Consider the following 20,164-nt stretch of genomic DNA (forward strand, 5'->3'; position numbering starts at 1 on the left):
GTATTTTTACCTGTAAATAAAAATTCATGAAAACATTCGTTATTGGAGATATTCACGGAGGACTAAAAGCGTTGATACAAGTTTTAAAACGTGCAAATGTGACCACTTCGGATACGCTTATTTTTATGGGCGATTATGTAGATGGCTGGAGTGAATCTGCTGAGCTTGTTGAGTTTTTAATCGACTTAAACAAAAAACAAAAATGTATTTTCATTCGTGGAAATCATGATGTTTGGTGTCATGAATGGTTGCTAGACGGCTATGTAAACGATGTTTGGTATCAACACGGAGGAAAAGAAACCATTGAAAGTTATGATCGTATTTCTTTTGATAAAGAACAACATATAACGTTTTACAATCAGCTTGAAAATTATGTATTGGATGATCAAAATCGATTGTTTTTGCATGCAGGATTCACATCAATGCATGGTGTGGAAAAAGAATTTTACATAAAGAATTTTTATTTTGATAGAACACTTATAGAAACAGCGGTTTTAGTAGATGAGATTGGCATTGAAAACATCAAAAGAGCGCAATACGGACCTAAAAGATTATCGTTGTACAATGAAATTTATGTTGGTCATACACCAACCATTCATTACGGAACAGACAAGCCTATGAAAGCACATAATTTGTGGGATATTGATACAGGCGCTGCTTTTACAGGAAAACTATCAATTTTAGATATAAATACGAAAGAATTTTGGCAAAGTGATCCGCTTCCTGAATTATATCCAAACGAAAAAGGGCGCAACAAATAGTGTCTATTTTCTCAATACTATCAAAATTCTATTGACTATAAAGGTGTTAATTGTTGAAAATGCAAGGTAAATGTTGATATTTAGTGGTATTTTTGCAAAATTAAACAACCATCAATGTCTATAAAAAATATACGTTTAGAAGTCATGCAAACTATCGAGAAAGAAATCGATAGCTACATGGATAAATACCTAATTCCGCCAGAAAAAATATGGCAGCCTACCGATTTTTTACCAAATTCTCAAAAAGAAACTTTCTTTGATGAAGTTCATCAAATTAGAGAAGAAGCTAAAGAAATAGGATATGATTTATGGGTTGTCCTTGTGGGCGATACTATTACAGAAGAAGCTTTACCAACCTACGAATCGTGGTTAATGGATGTTGAAGGAATCAATCAACATGGAGAAAATGGCAGAGATAATGGTTGGGCAAAATGGATTCGCCATTGGACAGGAGAAGAAAATCGTCATGGTGATGTCCTAAACAAATATTTGTATTTATCAGGTCGTGTAGATATGCGCGAAATTGAAATTACAACGCAACATTTGATTAACGATGGATTTGATATCGGAACTGCAAATGATCCGTATAGAAACTTCGTATATACTAGTTTTCAAGAATTAGCTACGAATATTTCACACAAGCGTGTTGGAAAGTTGGCTAAGAAATCAGGAAATGTATTGCTTGGAAAAATGTGTAATATCATTGCTGGTGATGAAATGAGACACCATTTGGCATATAGAGAGTTTGTGAAAACAATCTTTAACTATGATCCAAGTGAAATGATGCTAGCGTTTGAAGATATGATGCGAAAAAAGATTGTAATGCCTGCACAATTTGTTCGTGAATCAGGAGAAGCTATTGGAACTGCCTTTGAGAACTTTTCTAATGCCGCGCAACGTTTAGGTGTGTATACAACTCATGATTATATTGATATTTTAAGAAAGTTGAATGCATACTGGGAAATTGATAAATTAACCGGATTAAACGATGCTGCTGAGAAAGCTAGAAATTATGTAATGAAATTGCCAGATCGTATGGCACGTATTGCAGAACGTGTTGCAATACCAGAAGATGTTACAAGATTCAAATGGGTTGAAGCCAACGGAATGATGTAGCTTCATATTCGCTCAGCTATCGCATTTTTGGTTGGCTGTGCTGTTTAGTGAAATAAATTCATAACTGACAACCTCTAGCCAAATTTGATTCAGCTAGACATATGATTCCGAATAGAGTTTCAGATGACACAAAAAAAAGAATTCAATCATTGAATATTTCAATAAAAAACAAAAAAACTCGCTTCTTTGTAAAGCGAGTTTTTTATGAGTTTTGTTTTTAATCTCTATCCTACAAATCAAACTTAATTCCTTGCGCTAATGGCAATTCAGTTGTGTAGTTGATTGTATTTGTTTGTCTACGCATGTATATTTTCCAAGCATCAGATCCAGACTCACGTCCACCACCTGTATCTTTTTCTCCACCGAAAGCACCACCAATTTCTGCTCCAGACGTTCCAATATTTACATTGGCAATCCCACAATCAGATCCTGCAACAGATAAGAAACGTTCTGCTTCACGTAAGTTGTTTGTCATAATCGCAGATGATAATCCTTGTGCAACTCCATTTTGAAGTTCTAAAGCATTGGTTACATCTCCAGAGTATTTCAATAAGTATAAAACTGGTGCAAATGTTTCATGCTGAACAATCTCGAATGAATTATCTGCTTCAGCAATAGCTGGTTTTACATAACATCCGCTTTCATATCCTTCGCCTTCTAAAACACCACCTTCAACAACGATGTTTCCACCTTCAGCAACCACTTTTTCTAAAGCTGCTTGGTATCCTTTTACAGCATCTTTATCGATAACTGGTCCAACATGATTATTTTCATCTAATGGATTTCCAATACGTAATTGTCCATAAGCAGCAACTACTGCATCTTTTACTTTATCATAGATAGAATCATGAATAATTAATCTACGTGTTGATGTACAACGTTGTCCTGCTGTTCCAACTGCTCCAAAAACAGCTCCAATAACAGTCATTTTAATATCTGCATCAGGTGTAACAATGATTGCATTGTTTCCTCCTAATTCCAGTAAAGATTTTCCTAAACGTCCTGCAACTTCTTTCGCCACTATTTTACCCATACGCGTTGAACCTGTAGCAGAAACTAAGGGAATACGAGTGTCTTTAGAAAGATATTCTCCTACTTTATAATCACCGTTTACTAAACAGCAAATTCCTTCTGGCAAGTTGTTTTCAGCAAAAACCTCAGCAGCAATATTTTGACAAGCTACTCCACACATTGGTGTTTTTTCAGATGGTTTCCAAACACATACATCTCCACAAATCCAAGCTAAAGCTGTATTCCAAGCCCAAACTGCTACTGGAAAGTTAAATGCAGAAATGATTCCTACAACTCCTAATGGATGATATTGCTCATACATTCTGTGTCCTGGACGCTCAGAATGCATTGTAAGTCCGTGAAGCTGACGTGATAATCCAACTGCGAAATCACAGATATCAATCATTTCTTGAACTTCTCCTAAACCTTCTTGGTATGATTTACCCATTTCATAAGAAACCAATTTTCCTAAAGCTTCTTTTTTCTCTCTTAATTTTTCTCCAAACTGGCGTACAATTTCTCCACGCTGCGGTGCTGGCATTGTTCTCCATGTTTTAAAAGCTGAAGTAGCAGCTTCCATCACTTTTTCATAGTCTTCTTTTGTTGAAGACTTTACTTTTCCAATCAATTTTCCATCTACTGGAGAGTATGATTCAATAATTTCTCCGTTAGAAAAATTTTCTGAACCTGTTGATGTTCCTTCGTTGATATCTTTTAAGCCTAGCGTTGCTAAAGCTTCTTTGATTCCAAAATCAGTAGTCACTGCTTCCATTTATTTATAACTTTTTTTAATTCTTTTGTTAAATTTTTGCGAAGATAGCACAATTCTAGCAATCTTCATTCTTCCGTAAATTGTTTATTACTTCAAGTCAGTAATCTTATATGTGTAGCTTGCGCGAAGGTATTTTTGGTTTTTTGTACTATCAATGGTATAACTTTCTCGTTTTTTATGCAATTGAAACCCAGTATCACCTTCATGTGCTATATTTTTTATCTGACTATATGTTGTTCCATGTTTGACTAAATTTTCCTTTAGCAAGAATGTATTTGTATCAAAATAATACCACCAAACAGTTTTACTATTTGGATACATTGCCTTTATTTTATATGCTTCTGTTTGGTCTTCTAAAAATACTTTTCCTTGCAAAGTGAGCTCAACATCATCTGTCAGTAATTTATAAGGTTGCCACAATACATAATGTGCTCCTATGAGTTCTTTACGTGCTTTTTGTAACGCTTCTATTTCCACTTGTGGTTCACCGTTGATAAAAAGTTGAATTTTTTCATCCTTTAGTATCATGTGCTTACGAATGTTTTCGTTATATGAAAACATTTCTGAGAAAAAATCAGGCTGCACTACCGTTTGAAACTTCTGTTTTGTAGAACTTTCTATGTTTCCTAAACTGTCGTATACAATTGTAGTTTTTTCATAAAACACACGATTAATTTTTTCCCAATTGGCAATACCTCCATGTGCTTCTTCCAACGATTTCTTGATAATTTTTTCCGCAGTCAATGTAGATTCGCATGACAATGCAAACATTAAAAAACTGAGTATAAAAATAACTTTACATTTCATCAGCTGTGAATCGTTCATCAACTGGCATTACAGTTCCACAGTTATCACAAGTAAGCAAATCTTGCGACGCATAAAATGTTTTAAAGTGCCCTAAGAAATCTTTTTCAACATCTAACAATGGAAATTTCACTTCGTGTAATTTATGATTACAATTATCACAATACCATTGCAGACCATCCATGAAATTAGTTCCTTTTCGCTTTCGCTCAATTACAAGTCCGATGGAGTTTTCAAAACGAACAGGTGAATGTGGCACGTTTGCAGGATGTAAATACATATCGCCAGGCCCTAACTTCATTGTTTTTTTCTGACCATCTTCTTGAATATGTACTTCTATATTACCTTCTAATTGATAGAATAATTCCTCTGTTTCGTTATAATGATAATCTTTTCGAGCATTTGGTCCGCCAACAATCATTACAATATAATCACCTGCTTCTTTGTATAAATTTTTATTGGCTACAGGTGGTTTTAATAAGTCTCTATTTTCTTCAATCCATTGATTGAGATTAAACGGTTTTTGTATTCCCATTATACGTAGAATTTTAGATTTTAAAATTACAATTTTTTTAGTGATCCGTTATCATCCTCATACAGATAACACAGTAATTCACTGACCTACAAGTGTTAAGTAAGGTAAAACCGTACATTACTAACTGTATTATTCTATATCTTTTTTTTTAATTAAAAATACTAGAATATCATGAAAAAAAAGAAAATTAACAGAAAACTAGCTTTAGGGAAAAAACAAATTTCAAATTTAGCTAGTGTACAAGGAGGTTTAGCATTATCACATCATACTTGTTTTTGCGAACCTACCATCGTATTCAATTGCACTTGGCTAAGCGAATTACGCACACAATGTGAATGTATTCCAACACAAAATGTTGAATGTCCATCTTGGGGAATTATCTGCCCAGTACCATCAAAAGATGTTTGTGAAGCATAAACCATTAATTTAATTATCATGAAAAAAAAGAAGTTAAAAATATTATCGCTAAAAAAGGCATCCATTTCTAAACTAAATGGTGGAGCGCTAGCTCCTGTTCCGTTAACTCGAAACATTAGAGATTGCGCCTTGACTATTGATTTGGTTAATTGTACAACAACAACTTGGATAAGTGAATTATACTCAGCTTGTTGCCCACCTTCTCAAGGAATTGGTTGTGAATCGTTCAATTTTCCATGTGAAAAATCATTCAATATCCCTTGTGAGCTATAACCGTAAACACTTAAAGTGATGAAAAAAAAGAAATTAAAATCATTAGCACTTAAAAAAACATCCGTTTCTAAACTAAATGGTGGCGCATTAGGTCCTATTCCAATTCAACTAACTCGAAATATTAGAGATTGTGTATTGACAATAGATCTATTTCAATGTACAACTACTGTTTGGGAAAGTGAATTAGGAACTGCATGTCATTGCGAACCTTCATGGGAAACAAATTGTGAACTTTCCAGAGGAATTGCTTGCGAAGTGTAATCTACATATAACCAAATAAACTTAAAATCATGAAAAAAAAGAAGTTAAAAAATCTATCATTAAAAAAATCATCCGTTTCTAAATTAAATGGAGGCGCAGCAGCACCAGCTCCTATATCGCTCAATTTTCCTTGTCAATTTACACAAGACTTGATTAATTGTACTTGGTATAGTGAATTATACACTGCATGTACATGTCCTCCTTCTTGGCAAGGCAACTGTGGTTCTATTAACATTCCATGTCCAGGAACATTAGACTTGGCTTGTGGGTTAGAATCAGTTCGTATTTGTGAAGCTTAATTAATTCAATAATTATTAAAAGAAACTTATGAAAAAAAAGAATTTATCTCAAAAATTAAATATTAAGAAGTCTAAAGTTGCATCATTTAACCAAACAAATATGGTTAGAGGTGGTGGAACAGCACGATCAAATCCTTGCGATTCTTTTGAATCAATGCAATGTACCGCTGGTTGTCCAACTACTGGTTGTCCTCCAGGTACAAATGGTTGTGCTACGGCAAACTGCCCACCACCAACTATTGATTGTCCTTCGGCAAACACAAACTGTTTCTGTGATTCATTCATTACAATGGCAGGAATTACAGGCTGCTAATTTTTGAGAATTTAGTATGTAAAAGCTTCAAAAGTGTATTCTTTTGAAGCTTTTTTATGGCATCAAGTTTTTTAAACAATTCTCCAAAAACCAACACTTTTCCGTTTGAAATTGTGTAATTTTAAAGCACTAATCAATTTTTACCAATGAAAAAAACAGCTCTTATTTTTATCCTATTCACCTTTTTATTAAATAGTTGCGCAGATAATTCTTCACAAAAAGAAACACCTAAAACAGACGAAAACCCTACAAACAGTTTTGGCTTAGTTATTCATGGTGGCGCAGGAACTATTTTAAAAAAGAATCTTACTCCAGAACTAGAAATTCAGTATAAAGAAACCTTAGAAAAAGCTGCTAAAAAAGGGTATGAAATTCTAAAAAATGGTGGAACAAGTTTAGATGCCGTTGAACAAACCATTCATATCTTGGAAAACTCACCATTATTTAATGCTGGAAAAGGAGCTGTATTTGCAAATAATGGAAAAAACGAATTGGATGCTTCTATTATGGATGGAAAAACTCTAAATGCTGGTGCGATTGCTGGTGTAACAAATTTAAAAAACCCTATTTCGGCAGCACGTAAAGTCATGGAAAACTCAGAACATGTATTACTTGCCCGAAAAGGCGCAGAAGAATTTGCTGTAACACAAGGTTTAGAAACGGTAGATACGAGCTATTTCTATACAGAGAAAAGATACAATTCGTTACTTAAAGCAAAAAATAAAGATATAAAAGACAAAGCTGCTTATATTGACCCATACATTAACAATTATAAATACGGAACTGTTGGTTGCGTTGCATTAGACAAAAATGGAAACTTAGCTGCTGGAACTTCCACAGGTGGGATGACAAATAAAAAATGGAGTCGTATTGGCGATTCTCCAATTATTGGTGCTGGTACGTATGCAAATAATAATACTTGTGCTGTTTCAGGAACAGGTCATGGAGAATATTTTATTAGAGCTGCAGTTGCTCATGATATTTCAGCGTTGATGGAATACAAAGGTTTGTCATTGCAAGAAGCGTCAAAAGAAGTAGTTCAAAACAAACTAAAAAAAATGGGCGGTTCTGGAGGAATCATTGCTATTGATCATAAAGGAAACTTAGTTGCCGAATTCAATACTGCCGGAATGTATAGAGCTATGGTTGACGAAAACGGAGCAGTAACTGTCGGAATTTACCAAGAGTAAACCATCAAAGAAATAATTGTAAAGAAACACAAATCGTTTATTTTTTTACGAATACTAGATACATACCAACGAATACTAATTAAGTACTATTTCAATGAAAAAGTCTGTCTATTTTACAAAAAAAATCACCATGCGCACTTCTACTATTTTCATCTTTCTGTTTGTATTTATTGGACTGTATTCTTGTAAAAAAGGAATTCCTGAAACTGATAATATTTTTGAATTTAGAGATTATATTTATCAAACCACAGCAGGAACGGTTTCCACAAAAGAATCTATTATTATTGGACTTCAAAAGGAAGTAACCGATTGGCAAGCAAATCAAGAAGTGCCTAGCAATCTAATATCAATTAGTCCTAAAACAAAAGGAAAACTCACGGTTGAAAATAACAAAACACTGCGTTTTACTCCTGAAACTTCATTAAAACCAGATACCGAATATAATGTTCAAGTAAACTTAGGTAAGATTTATGATGACATGCCCGCTGAGTTTAAAGAATACACCTTTGCTTTTAGAACCATTACTCCAAATTTTCTTGTTGTCACCAACGATTTGCAATCATATTCTAAAGAATGGCAATATCTAAATGGTGTCATAAAATCTGCTGATGCCATTCCTAAAGAAAAACTTCCAGAATTAATTTCGGCAACGCAAAACGGTAAAAAATTAGCAATAAAATGGAATGAAAATCTTTTTAACAACTACGCATACGAATTTACAATTGACAGTATAAACAGACCTATTGATGATTCGGAAATAACAATTTCATGGACAGGTAAACCAATTATTGCAAAATCTTCTGGAAAAAGAAACTATACTATTGCTGGACAAAATAATTTTTCCGTTGTAGAATTGAATATTTCACAAAGTCCTGAACAGAAAATTAGCATTAATTTTTCTGATCCCTTATTAAAAAATCAAAACTTTGACGGATTGGTTTCAGTTCAAAATCAATCGTCTCTCACATTCGCAATTGATGGAAACATTTTACATGTATATCCTGAAAATAGAGTTACAGGAAATGTACAACTTGAAATTTTCCCAGGCATTAAAAACAAAGAAGGTTTCAAACTGAAAAAACCATTTTCAAAACGTGTTTCGTTTGAACAACAAAAACCTGCATTACGTGCTGTTAGTACAGGTGTGATTTTGCCAAACTCAAAAGACTTAACATATAATTTTCAGGCTGTCAATTTAAAATCAGTTGATGTACGTGTTATCAAAATATATCAAGACAATGTATTACAGTTTTTACAAGACAATGACATTAGCAATGTAGATCGATATAGTATTCGAAGAGTTGGACGACGTGTTGCTAAAAAGACTATCAATCTTATTGAAAATAAAAACGATAATGACGGACAATGGAAAACCTATGGAATTGATTTATCAAAACTATTCAACGCTGCGCCTGGCGCCATTTATCAAATAGAAATTGGTTTTAAGCGTGAATATGCTTTATATACTTGCGATAACAACGATACAAAGGAAGAAGCTGAAAATTACCATTATCAAAATCGTGCAGAAGAAGACGAAAACGAAGAAGAATATTGGGATAATCGTATGTACAATTTCAGAGATTACCGATACAATTGGAGCGATCGTGATAATGCTTGTACAGATTCATACTATTTAGAAAGGCGTTTTTTAACAGCTAATGTATTGGCTTCTGATTTAGGAGTTATTGTAAAAAGAGGAGAAAACAAATCTTATTATTTTGCAGTAAGCGATATCATTTCTACAGATCCAGTCGGAAATGCAAAAGTTACTTTATACAACTATCAACAACAGGAAATAGCTTCCAGACGTACAGATGCAGACGGATTGACAATTATTGATGCTGATAAAAACGCATACTTTGCTTCTGTTTCAAAAAATAATCAGGTTACCTATGTAAAACTCAACGATGGAAATGCACTTTCCATGAGTAAATTTGATGTTTCTGGAAAAGAAATCAACAAAGGACTAAAAGGATACATTTATGGTGAGCGAGGCGTTTGGCGACCTAGCGATTCATTACACTTAGCATTTATACTTAATGATATTGGAAATCCATTGCCTAAAAATCATCCTGTAAAAATGGAAGTTACTGATGCACAAGGCAAATTAGTTTATAAAAATATTGCTACAGAAGGTGTATATCAGTTTTACAAATTTACAGTTCCTACAGCAAAAGAAGCACCAACAGGAAACTGGAATGCCACAGTAAGTGTTGGTGGTGTTCGATTTACTAAAAATTTAAAAATAGAAACCGTAAAGCCAAATCGATTAAAAATAAATATCGATTTTGAAGAAGAAATTCTTGCCAATTCACATCCAATTGAAGGTAATCTAAAAGCTGCTTGGTTACATGGCGCACCTGCTAAAAACTTACGTGCAGAAGTCAGCATAAAATTAAGCAGTACCAAAACAGCCTTTGAGAAATTTCCGAATTATGAATTTAATGACCCGACTAGAAATTTTAATACTGAAGAATTCACCATGTTTGACGGTTCATTAGATGCAGATGGAATTGCTAGTATTTCTAAAAAAATAAACGTCACCAACAAAGCACCTGGTATGTTACGAGCATCATTCTTAACGCGTGTGTTTGAAAATGGTGGCGACTATTCCATAGATGCTTTTTCTAAAAACTTTGCACCATACATTTCTTTTGTTGGAATGCGTGCGCCTGATCCAAAACAATATGGATCGTATTACACGGATGAAGAACAAACCTTTGAAGTTGCTACTGTAGATGACAAAGGAAATCCGATCAAGCGTAATGGACTGGAAGTGAAAATTTATCAAATTCATTGGCGTTGGTGGTGGAGTTCTTCGTATGAAGATCTTTCTTCCTATGCGGGAAGTGATTATCATTCACACTATAAAACTTTTAAAATCAACACAAATACAAACGGAAAAGGATCTTTTAAGCTAAACATTCCTGACGAATTACGCGGGCGTTATCTTATTCGCATATACGATCCTAAAAGTGGACACGCTTCTGGAAAAACAATGTATTTCTATAAAAACTGGTGGCGTACAAATGCCACTGGAAACTCTGAAATGGCAAAAATGCTGATCTTTTCTGCGGATAAAGAAAAATATAATGTTGGCGAAACTGCTACAATTACATTCCCGTCAGGAAAAGGAGGAAGAGCTCTGGTAAGTATTGAAAACGGTACAGAAGTACTCAGTACAAAGTGGGTAAAAACTGAAAAAGAACAAACCTCTACTACAATTCCGATAACGAAAGACATGGCGCCAAATGTATTTGTAAATATATCATTGGTACAAAAGCACAATAATGTCTCTAACGATTTACCAATTCGTTTATATGGAGTTATTCCAATAATGGTAGAAAACCCTGCAACGATTCTAAAACCAAAACTTTCGGTTCCTAAAACACTTCGTCCAGAACAATCATTTACTGTAAAAGTGAGTGAAACAGACAAGAAAGCAATGACATACACCTTAGCTGTTGTAGATGAAGGCTTACTTGATTTAACTCGATTTAAAACACCAAACCCTTGGGATACATTTTACCAACGACAAGCGCTCGGCGTACGAACTTGGGATATGTATGATGATGTTATTGGTGCATTTAGCGGAAGCATTGATCAAGTATTTGCTATTGGTGGTGGCGATGGCGGAAATGGTGCTAAAAACAAAAAAGCGAACCGTTTTAAACCTGTTGTCAAATACTTAGGTCCTTTCAATTTAAAAGCAGGCGAAACAAAATCGCATAAAATTGACATGCCAAATTATATTGGTGCAGTTCGTACGATGGTCGTTGCCGGAAATCCTAAAACGGAAGCATATGGAAATGCAGAACAATCATCACAAGTAAAAAAACCATTAATGGTCTTAGCAACTGCACCAAGAAAATTGAGTCCAGTTGAAAAAGTAACCTTACCGGTAACGGTTTTTGCTATGGAAAACAAAGTGAAAAATGTTTCGCTACAGCTAAAATTACAAAACGGAATTTCTGTAATCGGCAGTGCTACACAATCACTTACGTTTGACAGACCTGACGAAAAAATGGTGTATTTTGATTTAGATGTAAATCAGGTAAAAGGCATACAAACCATTGAAGTAATTGCTACTGGGAATGGGGAAAAAGCTTCCTACAAAGTTGAAATTGATGTAGAAAACCCAAATCCGATCAGCACAAAAATGCACGAGCTTACACTAAAAGGGAAAACAACTGAAACACTTAGTTTTGACACATTTGGCGTAGCAGGAAGTAATGAAGCAACTGTAGAATTTTCTACATTGCCACCAATGGATTTTACAGCACGTATGGAATATTTAATACAATATCCGCACGGTTGTGTTGAGCAAACAACATCCAGTGTATTTCCACAATTATACTTAGCTGATATTTTTGATTTATCATCTGAAAAAGAAAATCAAATTCAAGATAATATTAAAAAAGGAATCAAACGTTTATCATATTTTCAACGTCCAAATGGCGGCATGAGTTATTGGATTGGAGAAAGTGAAGCTAATGATTGGGGAACAAGTTATTCTGGCCATTTTATGATTGAAGCTGAAAAGAAAGGATATCGATTACCACTTTCATTTATGAGTCAATGGCTAAAATATCAGAAAAACAAAGCACGCTCATGGCGTTCATCTGACGGAAGAGGTTACTACAATTCTGAATTGGCACAAGCGTATCGCTTATACACATTGGCTTTGGCTGGTCATCCTGATTTAGCTTCTATGAACCGTTTACGTGAATCCAAAGGATTGTCAAATAGTACAAAATGGCGATTGGCTGCCGCGTATGCCTTAGCTTCACAAAAAGAAGCCGCGGAACGTATCATTAAAACTACATCTATCAACTTTACAGAAACCAAAGATTACAATAGATATTCCTACGGTTCTATGTTTAGAAACAAAGCAATGGCAATGGAAACAATGGTTATTTTAGACGATAAAAGAACTATTAATTTTGCAAAAAGTATTGCACAACGTCTCTCTTCCAGTCGTTGGATGAGTACACAAACAACGGCGTATTGTTTACTTTCTATGGGTAAAATGGTAACGAAAAATGGTGGAAAAGATATCAATATTTCATTCCATTTAAATGGAAAAAACAATCAAAACATCAAAACACCTAAAGCTATTGCACAACGCGGTTTAAAAGTAATCAAAGGCACTAATAGCTTACAGATTGAAAACAAAGACGATAATACATTGTTTGTACGTGTGTTAAATGCTGGAAAATTACCTTTAGGAGAAGAATTGGCTGAAAAGCGAAACTTTACAATTCGCGTAGCGTATAAAGACAAAAATGGAAATCCAATTGATGTAACGAGGCTTACGCAAGGAACTGATTTTATGGCTTCTGTGACAATTACAAATGATCAATCGAGTAAATTACAGGATATTGCTTTAACAGAAATATTCCCTTCAGGTTGGGAAATTGTAAACACACGTTTTACAGATTATGGAAATGTTTCATCAAGTGAAGCAAGGTATATCGATATTAGAGATGATCGTGTTAACTTCTATTTTGATTTAGGTTACAAACAATCCAAAACATTCAATGTGTTACTCAACGCATCTTATTTAGGGAAATACTACTTACCAGGTATTCAAGCAGAAGCGATGTACGACAACGAATATTTTATCCGTACCAAAGGACGATGGATTGATATTATAAAATAACATAAGAATAACGAATATAAAAAAAGCTTTTAGTACCTTTATATCAGGTAAATAGGTTTGGGGCATGCATAAAACAAAAGTATTTCTAATAGTTGTACTTGGAATATTATCACTATCGGTAAGTTCTAATCATAAGACAAATTCAACAGAAACATCTGCAGCAATGATGATGGATCCAATTGAATATGTAATTTGTGATGAAGATGGGTTTTCAGAATTGAATATTTTAGATATTCAAAATGATATTTTATCCAATTATGATGGCGCTACTATTGAAGCAGCCGTTGTTATTTGTACTTCTACAGGACACATTATACAGTTAAACAATCTTTCCGGAACCATTACAACAGATGTTATTTGCGACATGCCGAACTCGCTTTCAGATATTGCAGTGGATGAAAATAGTGTCATTTATGCAACCGATTTTAATACAATTTTTGAGTTGAATCAAACAGGATGTACCACAATTTCACTGCCAAATTTAGGCTCTATTCCTTCTACAAATTCCTTATCATTTGATACACAAGGAAATTTATATTATGGTGGATTTAATAGTGGTTCTGTATACAGATATGATAGTGACGAATCAGGTCCGGCATATGTTTGGCACAATTTTGTAAACGGCGCTCCAAGTGGCGACTTTGTAGTGCTTGATGGTAAAATGTACATTTCTTGGAATATTTCTGGACAAGTTCGTTTGTATGAAGTAACTATTGATAGTGATTTTAATTATGTATCACATATTGATTTAGGGCAAATTCCTGGTGGAACTTTTGGTCTTGCCAGTGAGCTAGGAACTTTATATGGAGTTTCTACGAATGAATTATATGAAATTGATTTAGATACATTTACATTTACAACAGTTTTAAACAATAATTCTCAATATGGTTCATGGTATGGCGCTGCAGGATTGCACGAAGCGTTTGATTATGAAGTTTCTTCCTATACATCTAATGATGATGCTACAAATGCCGAAAATCCATTACCAGACACATGGACTAATACTCAACAAGGCGGACAAACTATTTATATTAGAGTTGAAAATACACTTACTGGAACGTTTGAAATTATTGAAGTAGATATTGTTATTTATGACAATATTCCTGATCTGACGACACCAACCAATTTAGCAGATTGTGATACAAATGGAAATCCAATGTTTACCATAACAGATGTGGAAATGGAGTTGCTTCAAAATGTAGCACATTCGGTTACAGTTACCTATCACGCTTCACAAGCGAATGCAGATGACAATATAAATCCATTAAGTACAAGTTATGAACTAACTACAGCGCAAGAAACAATCTATGTACGTGTGCAAAATGATGACAATGAATGTTATTCTACTACACAGTTTAATGTGTTGCTCAGCACAAGCCCAATGATTGAAACTCCAAGTGATTTATTTCAATGTGTAGATCAAGGAAGTGATACATTTACACTAACAGATGTAGAAACAGAGTTACTTCAAAACAATACAAATGCTGTGACAGTTTCGTATCATACTTTGTTAACTGATGCTGAGATGGGTATGAATCCTATTGCTACCAATTATCAAATTTTACCAGGGCAAGAAACTATATTTGTTCGTGTAGAAAATAATGACAATAACTGTTTTGCTACAACGCAATTTAATATCAATCTTGGCGGAAGCATACAAATAAATACACCTGATGATATCATACAATGTCAAGGTGTAAACAACGACATTTTCAATCTCACGGAAGTGGAAACAACGGTATTAGCAAACACAACTCAAACTGTTACGGTAAGTTATTACACGAGTTTAGCAAATGCGGAAGCAAGTACAAATGCAATTAGTACAAATTACTCGCCAAGTGCTAATCAGGAAACCATATATGTACGAGTAGATGATACGAATAATGATTGTTTTGCGATTACAGATTTTGAAATTACCATCAATCAAGGTTTGGGAATTACCACACCAAGCAATTTGATTCAATGTGAAGGAGAAAATAATAATATATTCGATTTAACACTAGTAGAAACTGAAGTATTGCAAAATGTAACACAAACTGCAACTGTAACGTATCATACTTCATTGGTGGATGCAACGGATAATACAAACGAAATTGATCCAAATTATAGTTTAACAACCAATCAGGCTACACTATACATTCGTGCAGAAAACACCTCTAATGGTTGCTATGAAACAACTCAATTTACAGTACAAATAATTGCAAATCCTCAAGTGCCACAATTTGTCAATACGCCAAGCGCACGTTTACTTACTGATTGTTATATTGATAGCAATACCAACGGATATTTTAACCTAAATGATATCTACAATGAGGTTGTTTTGGACGGAAATACAAACTACACACTAATATTCTATCTCACAGAAAATAATGCAGAAGCAAACATAGGAGCCATCAATCCAATTTTCTTTGCAAATAGTGGCTTACAAGAAATTTTTGTAGCTGTTAGCAATGATGTTGGCTGTAGAAGTATCAGCAACTTCTATGTAGACCCAGATTGTTATGACACTATTGTAGACATTACTAATATTTATTTTCCTCAGTTTTTTACACCAAACAACGACTTCGCAAATGATACATGGAACGTTCGCGGAATTTCCGTAGCAGTTCAGCAAACGGCTATTATGTATATATTTGATCGTTACGGGAAACTCATCTACTATTTTAGACCAGGACAAACAGAAGGTTGGGACGGAACTTACAGAGGCAAACAAATGCCAAGCAATGAGTATTGGTACAAAATGGAAATGGCAGACGGTTTTGCCTTTAAAGGAAGTTTTTCCCTAGTCCGATAAAACTATAAGTATACACAAACTATGAATTCAGAATTTACACCGTATTACGCGGTGATCTTTACCTCTATCCAAACAGAAACTACAGAAGGATATGCGGAAATGGCAGAACAAATGGAAACATTAGCCAAACAACAAAAAGGATTTATCAGTATTGATAGCGCTCGAAATGCTGTCGGAATTACGGTAAGTTATTGGGAAAGCCTGGAAGCCATTCAACAATGGAAACAACATACAAATCACTTGATTGCACAACAAAAAGGCATCAAAAACTGGTATGCGTATTACAATGTAAAAATCTGTAAAGTTGAGCGTGAGTATGATTTTACAAAGAAATAATACACTTGTAGTTTTTTTATAACGCTTACACGATAATCATTCGGTCATATATATTTTTTCACGACCTTCGTGTCAAATCATTAAAACCAATTATTTTGAGATTAAAAACAATACCAATGAAAAAAACTATACTTTTTATAGTAACACTATTTATTACGCTTACCACATTTGCACAATCACCTGAATTAATCAATTACCAAGCAGTTGTTAGAAATACAGACGGAGATTTAGTTACTGAAGTAAATGTCGGAATGCGAATTAGCATTTTACAAACCTCAGCTACTGGAACAGCTGCATATACAGAAACACATACAGTAACTACAGATACAAACGGATTACTAGCAATTATGATTGGTGGCGGATCAACTTCAGATGATTTTTCTGCCGTTGATTGGAGTAATGGATCGTACTTTATAAAAACCGAAATAGATATCGCTGGCGGCTCCAACTACACTATTATGGGAACCAGTCAACTATTAAGTGTTCCGTATGCATTATATGCCAAAAACGGAAGCAAGTTTACAGAAACTCCTAATGGTTTGGAGTACAATGGTGGAAACATTACACTAACGCAACCCGGAGCAACCGTACAACTTACATCTCCTGATGGAACCGTTTATGACTTAGGTATAAATAATAATGGACAATTATCTTTACCTACTTCTAATGCTCCTTCAACGACGCCAACACAATTATATTTATATGGAAGTTTCAATGGTTGGGACGCTTCAACTGCACTACAATTTGGAAATGGTTTTCCTGGCTTTGAAAACAGTTTTGTAGGAATTAAATACTTTACAGCAGGAACAGAATTCAAAGTACTAGGAGCGCAGAATGAAAGTGTTGTATATGGAGCACAAGGATTTTCTAGTGGAGACTTAGTATTAAACGGAGGTGCATTTGTTGTACCAAGCAACGGATTATACAGAATTGAAATACAAATTTTTTCAAACCAAATATTCTATACCATTCAGTCAATTAATGTCACATTTTCTAGCGTAAATATGACCTACGATACAACTACCGATAGTTTATTTGCATTTCTTAATCCATTTGGTAGCAGTAGTTCTACAATTGGTGTTACATTTAGAATAGGAGATGTAACTTATGGAGACAATTTAGTAGACGGATCTATTGATTACCAAGGAGAAAACATAACACGTACTGGTGTAGACCAACTTGTACAATTATATCTAAACTTCAATTCGTCAGGGACATATCTATTATATTAAATAAAAAAACATACATGACAACCAGAATAATACAGAAGATTAAACAACATAAAATCAAAACTATTATTCTGGTTGTTTTATTAATTTCGTACTATTTTTGTTTGCCAAAAACACTCTTCAAAGCTCCAACTTCAACCGTAATTGAAAGTCGTGAAGGTATATTGCTTGGCGCGAAAATTGCCGATGATGGTCAATGGCGATTTCCACAACTCGATTCCGTTCCTGAGAAGTTCAACATATGTATTGTTCAGTTTGAAGATGAATACTTTTACAATCATCCTGGATTCAATCCAATATCCATCGCGAAAGCGTTATGGCAAAACATAGAATCAGGCGAAGTAAAACGTGGTGGAAGTACACTAACACAACAAGTAATTCGACTCTCTAGAAAAGGGCAAAAACGCACCTATTTAGAAAAATTAAAAGAACTCATACTTGCTACACGATTAGAATTTAGACACTCCAAAAAAGACATTCTAAATTTTTATGCTTCGCACGCACCTTTCGGTGGAAATGTTGTTGGATTAGACGCTGCTTCTTGGCGTTATTTTGGAAGAAGACCACAACAACTCTCATGGGCAGAAAATGCTACTTTAGCAGTTTTGCCAAATGCGCCAAGTTTAATATTCCCTGGGAAAAATCAAGCTCGACTGAAAGCAAAACGGGATCGCTTACTCAAAAAACTATACGATCAAGAAATTATAGACAAACTTACCTATGAATTGGCAATAGAAGAGCCACTTCCACAAAAACCTTATGCGTTGCCACAAACTGCTAAACATTTACTCAATAAAATAAGCGAGACACAGAAAGGAAAACGTATACAAACTTCTGTAAAATCACATGTACAACAAGAAACAAATGCAATTGTAGCAAAGCATTACAAAGAACTCAAGCAAAATCAAATATACAACGCGTCTGTATTAGTATTGGATGTAAAAACGCGCAAAGTAGTAGCGTATGTTGGTAATACGCCAACAGATAATGCACATCAAAAAGATGTAAATATTATTCATAAACCTAGAAGTACAGGTAGCATTATGAAACCGTTTCTATACACGGCAATTTTGGATGCAGGTGATTTATTACCAAACACTTTGGTAATTGATGTACCTACAAAAATTGGAAACTACAATCCTAAAAACTTTAATGAATCTTATGATGGCGCTGTGACAGCAAAACGAGCATTAGCACGTTCATTAAATGTACCAGCAGTTCGGATGTTGCGACAATTTGGATTGGAAAGATTTCATTATTACTTAAAACAATTACAACTGAAAGATATATCGTATAATGCTGATCATTATGGGCTTTCATTAATACTTGGAGGCGCAGAAAGCAATTTATGGGATTTATGCAAAACCTATGCGGCATTCTCTTCTACCTTAAATCATTTTGGTGACAACTCTAGTCAATACTATACAAATGAATTTTGCGAACCTTCCTTTTTGTTAGATGAAGAAATAGATTTTGGAGATTTGACAACAGAAAAAACAATCTTTGATGCTGGCTCTATTTATCTTACTTATGAATCGTTAAAAGAAGTAAATCGACCAGAAGGTGAAGAAAATTGGGAGTTTTTTGATTCGAGTAAAGAAATTGCTTGGAAAACAGGAACCAGTTTTGGTTTTAGAGATGCTTGGGCAATAGGTTCTACAAAAGATTATATTGTTGGAGTTTGGGTCGGAAATGCTGATGGCGAAGGTCGTCCTGGATTAATTGGAACTACAACAGCTGCGCCAATTTTGTTTGATGTATTTGATATATTACCAAAAAGCGATTGGTTTCCTGTTCCGTATGATGAATTAGAAGAAGTTGCCATCTGTTCAAAAAGCGGATATAGAGCTTCAGAATTGTGTGAAGACGCACAGCAACAATTCATTCCAAGAAGTGGATTAAAAACGAAACCTTGTCCATATCATGTGTGGGTTCATTTGGATAAAGACGAACATTTTCAGGTAAATTCGTCCTGCCAGCCTTTAAGCGAAATGACACATAAAAGTTGGTTTGTACTGCCACCATTAATGGAATATTATTATCAAGGTAAAAATCCATTATATAAAACCTTACCACCCTATCGAAACGATTGTACTTCGGAAGGGCAAAAAAGCATGGATTTTATCTATCCTGCGGAAGCTGTAAAAGTATTTCTTCCGAAAGATTTTGATGGAGAGAAAAATCCGTTGGTTTTACGATTGGCACATTCAATACCAGAAACAAAAGTATTTTGGTATGTAGACGAAGCCTTTATTGGTACCACACAAACGATTCATGAAATGGAAATACTACCAAAGAAAGGAATTCATAAAATCACGGTTGTAGACGAATTTGGAAATGAAGCTACACGTTCAGTTGAAATTCAAGAGTAGTTTTCTTAGTGTTCAGTTA

16 protein-coding genes are annotated in these 20,164 nt (G+C 34.4%); 13 read left to right on the forward strand and 3 right to left on the reverse strand.

All coding sequences use genetic code 11. The features are described from left to right. The first annotated feature begins 26 nt into the window (after positions 1-26). Together Q0828_RS03055 and Q0828_RS03060 are read left to right on the forward strand one after the other, a co-directional pair. Positions 27-761: a metallophosphoesterase gene (locus tag Q0828_RS03055; protein WP_298417568.1), complete on the forward strand. Its 735-nt coding sequence runs from the start codon at positions 27-29 to the stop codon at positions 759-761. A 114-nt stretch (positions 762-875) separates the two neighbouring features. Next, positions 876-1,877, forward strand: a complete 1,002-nt coding sequence (locus Q0828_RS03060) for an acyl-ACP desaturase (protein ID WP_298417570.1) — start codon at positions 876-878, stop codon at positions 1,875-1,877. Positions 1,878-2,106: 229 nt separating this feature from the next. Here the strand turns inward: Q0828_RS03060 and Q0828_RS03065 are convergent, their stop codons facing one another. The 3 genes from Q0828_RS03065 to Q0828_RS03075 all read right to left on the reverse strand — a co-directional run bounded on the left by Q0828_RS03065 (position 2,107) and on the right by Q0828_RS03075 (position 4,999). Next, the gene (locus tag Q0828_RS03065) at positions 2,107-3,660 is read right to left on the reverse strand and encodes an aldehyde dehydrogenase family protein (RefSeq protein ID WP_298417572.1); all 1,554 of its coding nucleotides are present in this window, start codon (positions 3,658-3,660) and stop codon (positions 2,107-2,109) included. 87 nt (positions 3,661-3,747) lie between these two features. Further along, positions 3,748-4,431, reverse strand: a complete 684-nt coding sequence (locus tag Q0828_RS03070) for a hypothetical protein (RefSeq protein WP_298417574.1) — start codon at positions 4,429-4,431, stop codon at positions 3,748-3,750. 25 nt (positions 4,432-4,456) lie between these two features. After that, a complete protein-coding gene (locus Q0828_RS03075) occupies positions 4,457-4,999 on the reverse strand; it encodes a 3-hydroxyanthranilate 3,4-dioxygenase (RefSeq protein ID WP_298417576.1) in 543 nt (180 codons plus the stop codon). Between the two features lie 171 nt (positions 5,000-5,170). Here Q0828_RS03075 and Q0828_RS03080 point away from each other — a divergent pair, with 171 nt between their 5' ends. The 11 genes from Q0828_RS03080 to pbpC all read left to right on the forward strand — a co-directional run bounded on the left by Q0828_RS03080 (position 5,171) and on the right by pbpC (position 20,145). Next, positions 5,171-5,416, forward strand: a complete 246-nt coding sequence (locus Q0828_RS03080) for a class I lanthipeptide (protein WP_298417578.1) — start codon at positions 5,171-5,173, stop codon at positions 5,414-5,416. 18 nt (positions 5,417-5,434) lie between these two features. Then, on the forward strand, positions 5,435-5,689 hold the full coding sequence (locus Q0828_RS03085) for a hypothetical protein (RefSeq protein ID WP_298417579.1): 255 nt from the start codon (positions 5,435-5,437) through the stop codon (positions 5,687-5,689). Positions 5,690-5,707: 18 nt separating this feature from the next. After that, complete coding sequence (locus tag Q0828_RS03090) at positions 5,708-5,950, forward strand: hypothetical protein (RefSeq protein WP_298417580.1); 243 nt, start codon at positions 5,708-5,710, stop codon at positions 5,948-5,950. 29 nt (positions 5,951-5,979) lie between these two features. Next, the gene (locus Q0828_RS03095; RefSeq protein WP_298417581.1) at positions 5,980-6,249 is read left to right on the forward strand and encodes a hypothetical protein; all 270 of its coding nucleotides are present in this window, start codon (positions 5,980-5,982) and stop codon (positions 6,247-6,249) included. Between the two features lie 28 nt (positions 6,250-6,277). Next, a complete protein-coding gene (locus tag Q0828_RS03100; RefSeq protein ID WP_298417582.1) occupies positions 6,278-6,562 on the forward strand; it encodes a hypothetical protein in 285 nt (94 codons plus the stop codon). Positions 6,563-6,708: 146 nt separating this feature from the next. Continuing rightward, entirely contained in the window at positions 6,709-7,752 is a 1,044-nt protein-coding gene (locus tag Q0828_RS03105) for an isoaspartyl peptidase/L-asparaginase family protein (protein WP_298417583.1), read from the forward strand. A gap of 130 nt (positions 7,753-7,882) precedes the next feature. Beyond that, entirely contained in the window at positions 7,883-13,414 is a 5,532-nt protein-coding gene (locus tag Q0828_RS03110; RefSeq protein WP_298417585.1) for an MG2 domain-containing protein, read from the forward strand. 64 nt (positions 13,415-13,478) lie between these two features. Beyond that, positions 13,479-16,208, forward strand: coding sequence for a T9SS type B sorting domain-containing protein (locus Q0828_RS03115; protein WP_298417587.1), 2,730 nt, complete (start codon positions 13,479-13,481; stop codon positions 16,206-16,208). 21 nt (positions 16,209-16,229) lie between these two features. Continuing rightward, the gene (locus Q0828_RS03120) at positions 16,230-16,544 is read left to right on the forward strand and encodes an antibiotic biosynthesis monooxygenase (protein WP_298417589.1); all 315 of its coding nucleotides are present in this window, start codon (positions 16,230-16,232) and stop codon (positions 16,542-16,544) included. A gap of 116 nt (positions 16,545-16,660) precedes the next feature. Then, positions 16,661-17,776, forward strand: a complete 1,116-nt coding sequence (locus tag Q0828_RS03125) for a hypothetical protein (RefSeq protein ID WP_298417591.1) — start codon at positions 16,661-16,663, stop codon at positions 17,774-17,776. Between the two features lie 14 nt (positions 17,777-17,790). Next, positions 17,791-20,145, forward strand: a complete 2,355-nt coding sequence (pbpC, locus tag Q0828_RS03130; protein WP_298417593.1) for a penicillin-binding protein 1C — start codon at positions 17,791-17,793, stop codon at positions 20,143-20,145. The last annotated feature ends 19 nt before the right edge of the window (positions 20,146-20,164 follow it).

The sequence above is a fragment of the uncultured Kordia sp. genome (genome assembly GCF_947496985.1).
In the GTDB taxonomy this organism is placed as follows: domain Bacteria; phylum Bacteroidota; class Bacteroidia; order Flavobacteriales; family Flavobacteriaceae; genus Kordia.

What these genes read in the sequence shown, in the direction of transcription:
- Q0828_RS03095 (WP_298417581.1), top strand. Translation starts at nt 5,980, where the DNA reads ATGAAAAAAAAGAAGTTAAAAAATCTATCATTAAAAAAATCATCCGTT.
- Q0828_RS03060 (WP_298417570.1), top strand. Translation starts at nt 876, where the DNA reads ATGTCTATAAAAAATATACGTTTAGAAGTCATGCAAACTATCGAGAAA.
- pbpC (WP_298417593.1), top strand. Translation starts at nt 17,791, where the DNA reads ATGACAACCAGAATAATACAGAAGATTAAACAACATAAAATCAAAACT.
- Q0828_RS03120 (WP_298417589.1), top strand. Translation starts at nt 16,230, where the DNA reads ATGAATTCAGAATTTACACCGTATTACGCGGTGATCTTTACCTCTATC.
- Q0828_RS03080 (WP_298417578.1), top strand. Translation starts at nt 5,171, where the DNA reads ATGAAAAAAAAGAAAATTAACAGAAAACTAGCTTTAGGGAAAAAACAA.
- Q0828_RS03110 (WP_298417585.1), top strand. Translation starts at nt 7,883, where the DNA reads ATGCGCACTTCTACTATTTTCATCTTTCTGTTTGTATTTATTGGACTG.
- Q0828_RS03085 (WP_298417579.1), top strand. Translation starts at nt 5,435, where the DNA reads ATGAAAAAAAAGAAGTTAAAAATATTATCGCTAAAAAAGGCATCCATT.
- Q0828_RS03055 (WP_298417568.1), top strand. Translation starts at nt 27, where the DNA reads ATGAAAACATTCGTTATTGGAGATATTCACGGAGGACTAAAAGCGTTG.
- Q0828_RS03065 (WP_298417572.1), bottom strand. Translation starts at nt 3,660, where the DNA reads ATGGAAGCAGTGACTACTGATTTTGGAATCAAAGAAGCTTTAGCAACG.
- Q0828_RS03090 (WP_298417580.1), top strand. Translation starts at nt 5,708, where the DNA reads ATGAAAAAAAAGAAATTAAAATCATTAGCACTTAAAAAAACATCCGTT.
- Q0828_RS03075 (WP_298417576.1), bottom strand. Translation starts at nt 4,999, where the DNA reads ATGGGAATACAAAAACCGTTTAATCTCAATCAATGGATTGAAGAAAAT.
- Q0828_RS03105 (WP_298417583.1), top strand. Translation starts at nt 6,709, where the DNA reads ATGAAAAAAACAGCTCTTATTTTTATCCTATTCACCTTTTTATTAAAT.
- Q0828_RS03100 (WP_298417582.1), top strand. Translation starts at nt 6,278, where the DNA reads ATGAAAAAAAAGAATTTATCTCAAAAATTAAATATTAAGAAGTCTAAA.
- Q0828_RS03070 (WP_298417574.1), bottom strand. Translation starts at nt 4,431, where the DNA reads ATGTTTGCATTGTCATGCGAATCTACATTGACTGCGGAAAAAATTATC.
- Q0828_RS03115 (WP_298417587.1), top strand. Translation starts at nt 13,479, where the DNA reads ATGCATAAAACAAAAGTATTTCTAATAGTTGTACTTGGAATATTATCA.
- Q0828_RS03125 (WP_298417591.1), top strand. Translation starts at nt 16,661, where the DNA reads ATGAAAAAAACTATACTTTTTATAGTAACACTATTTATTACGCTTACC.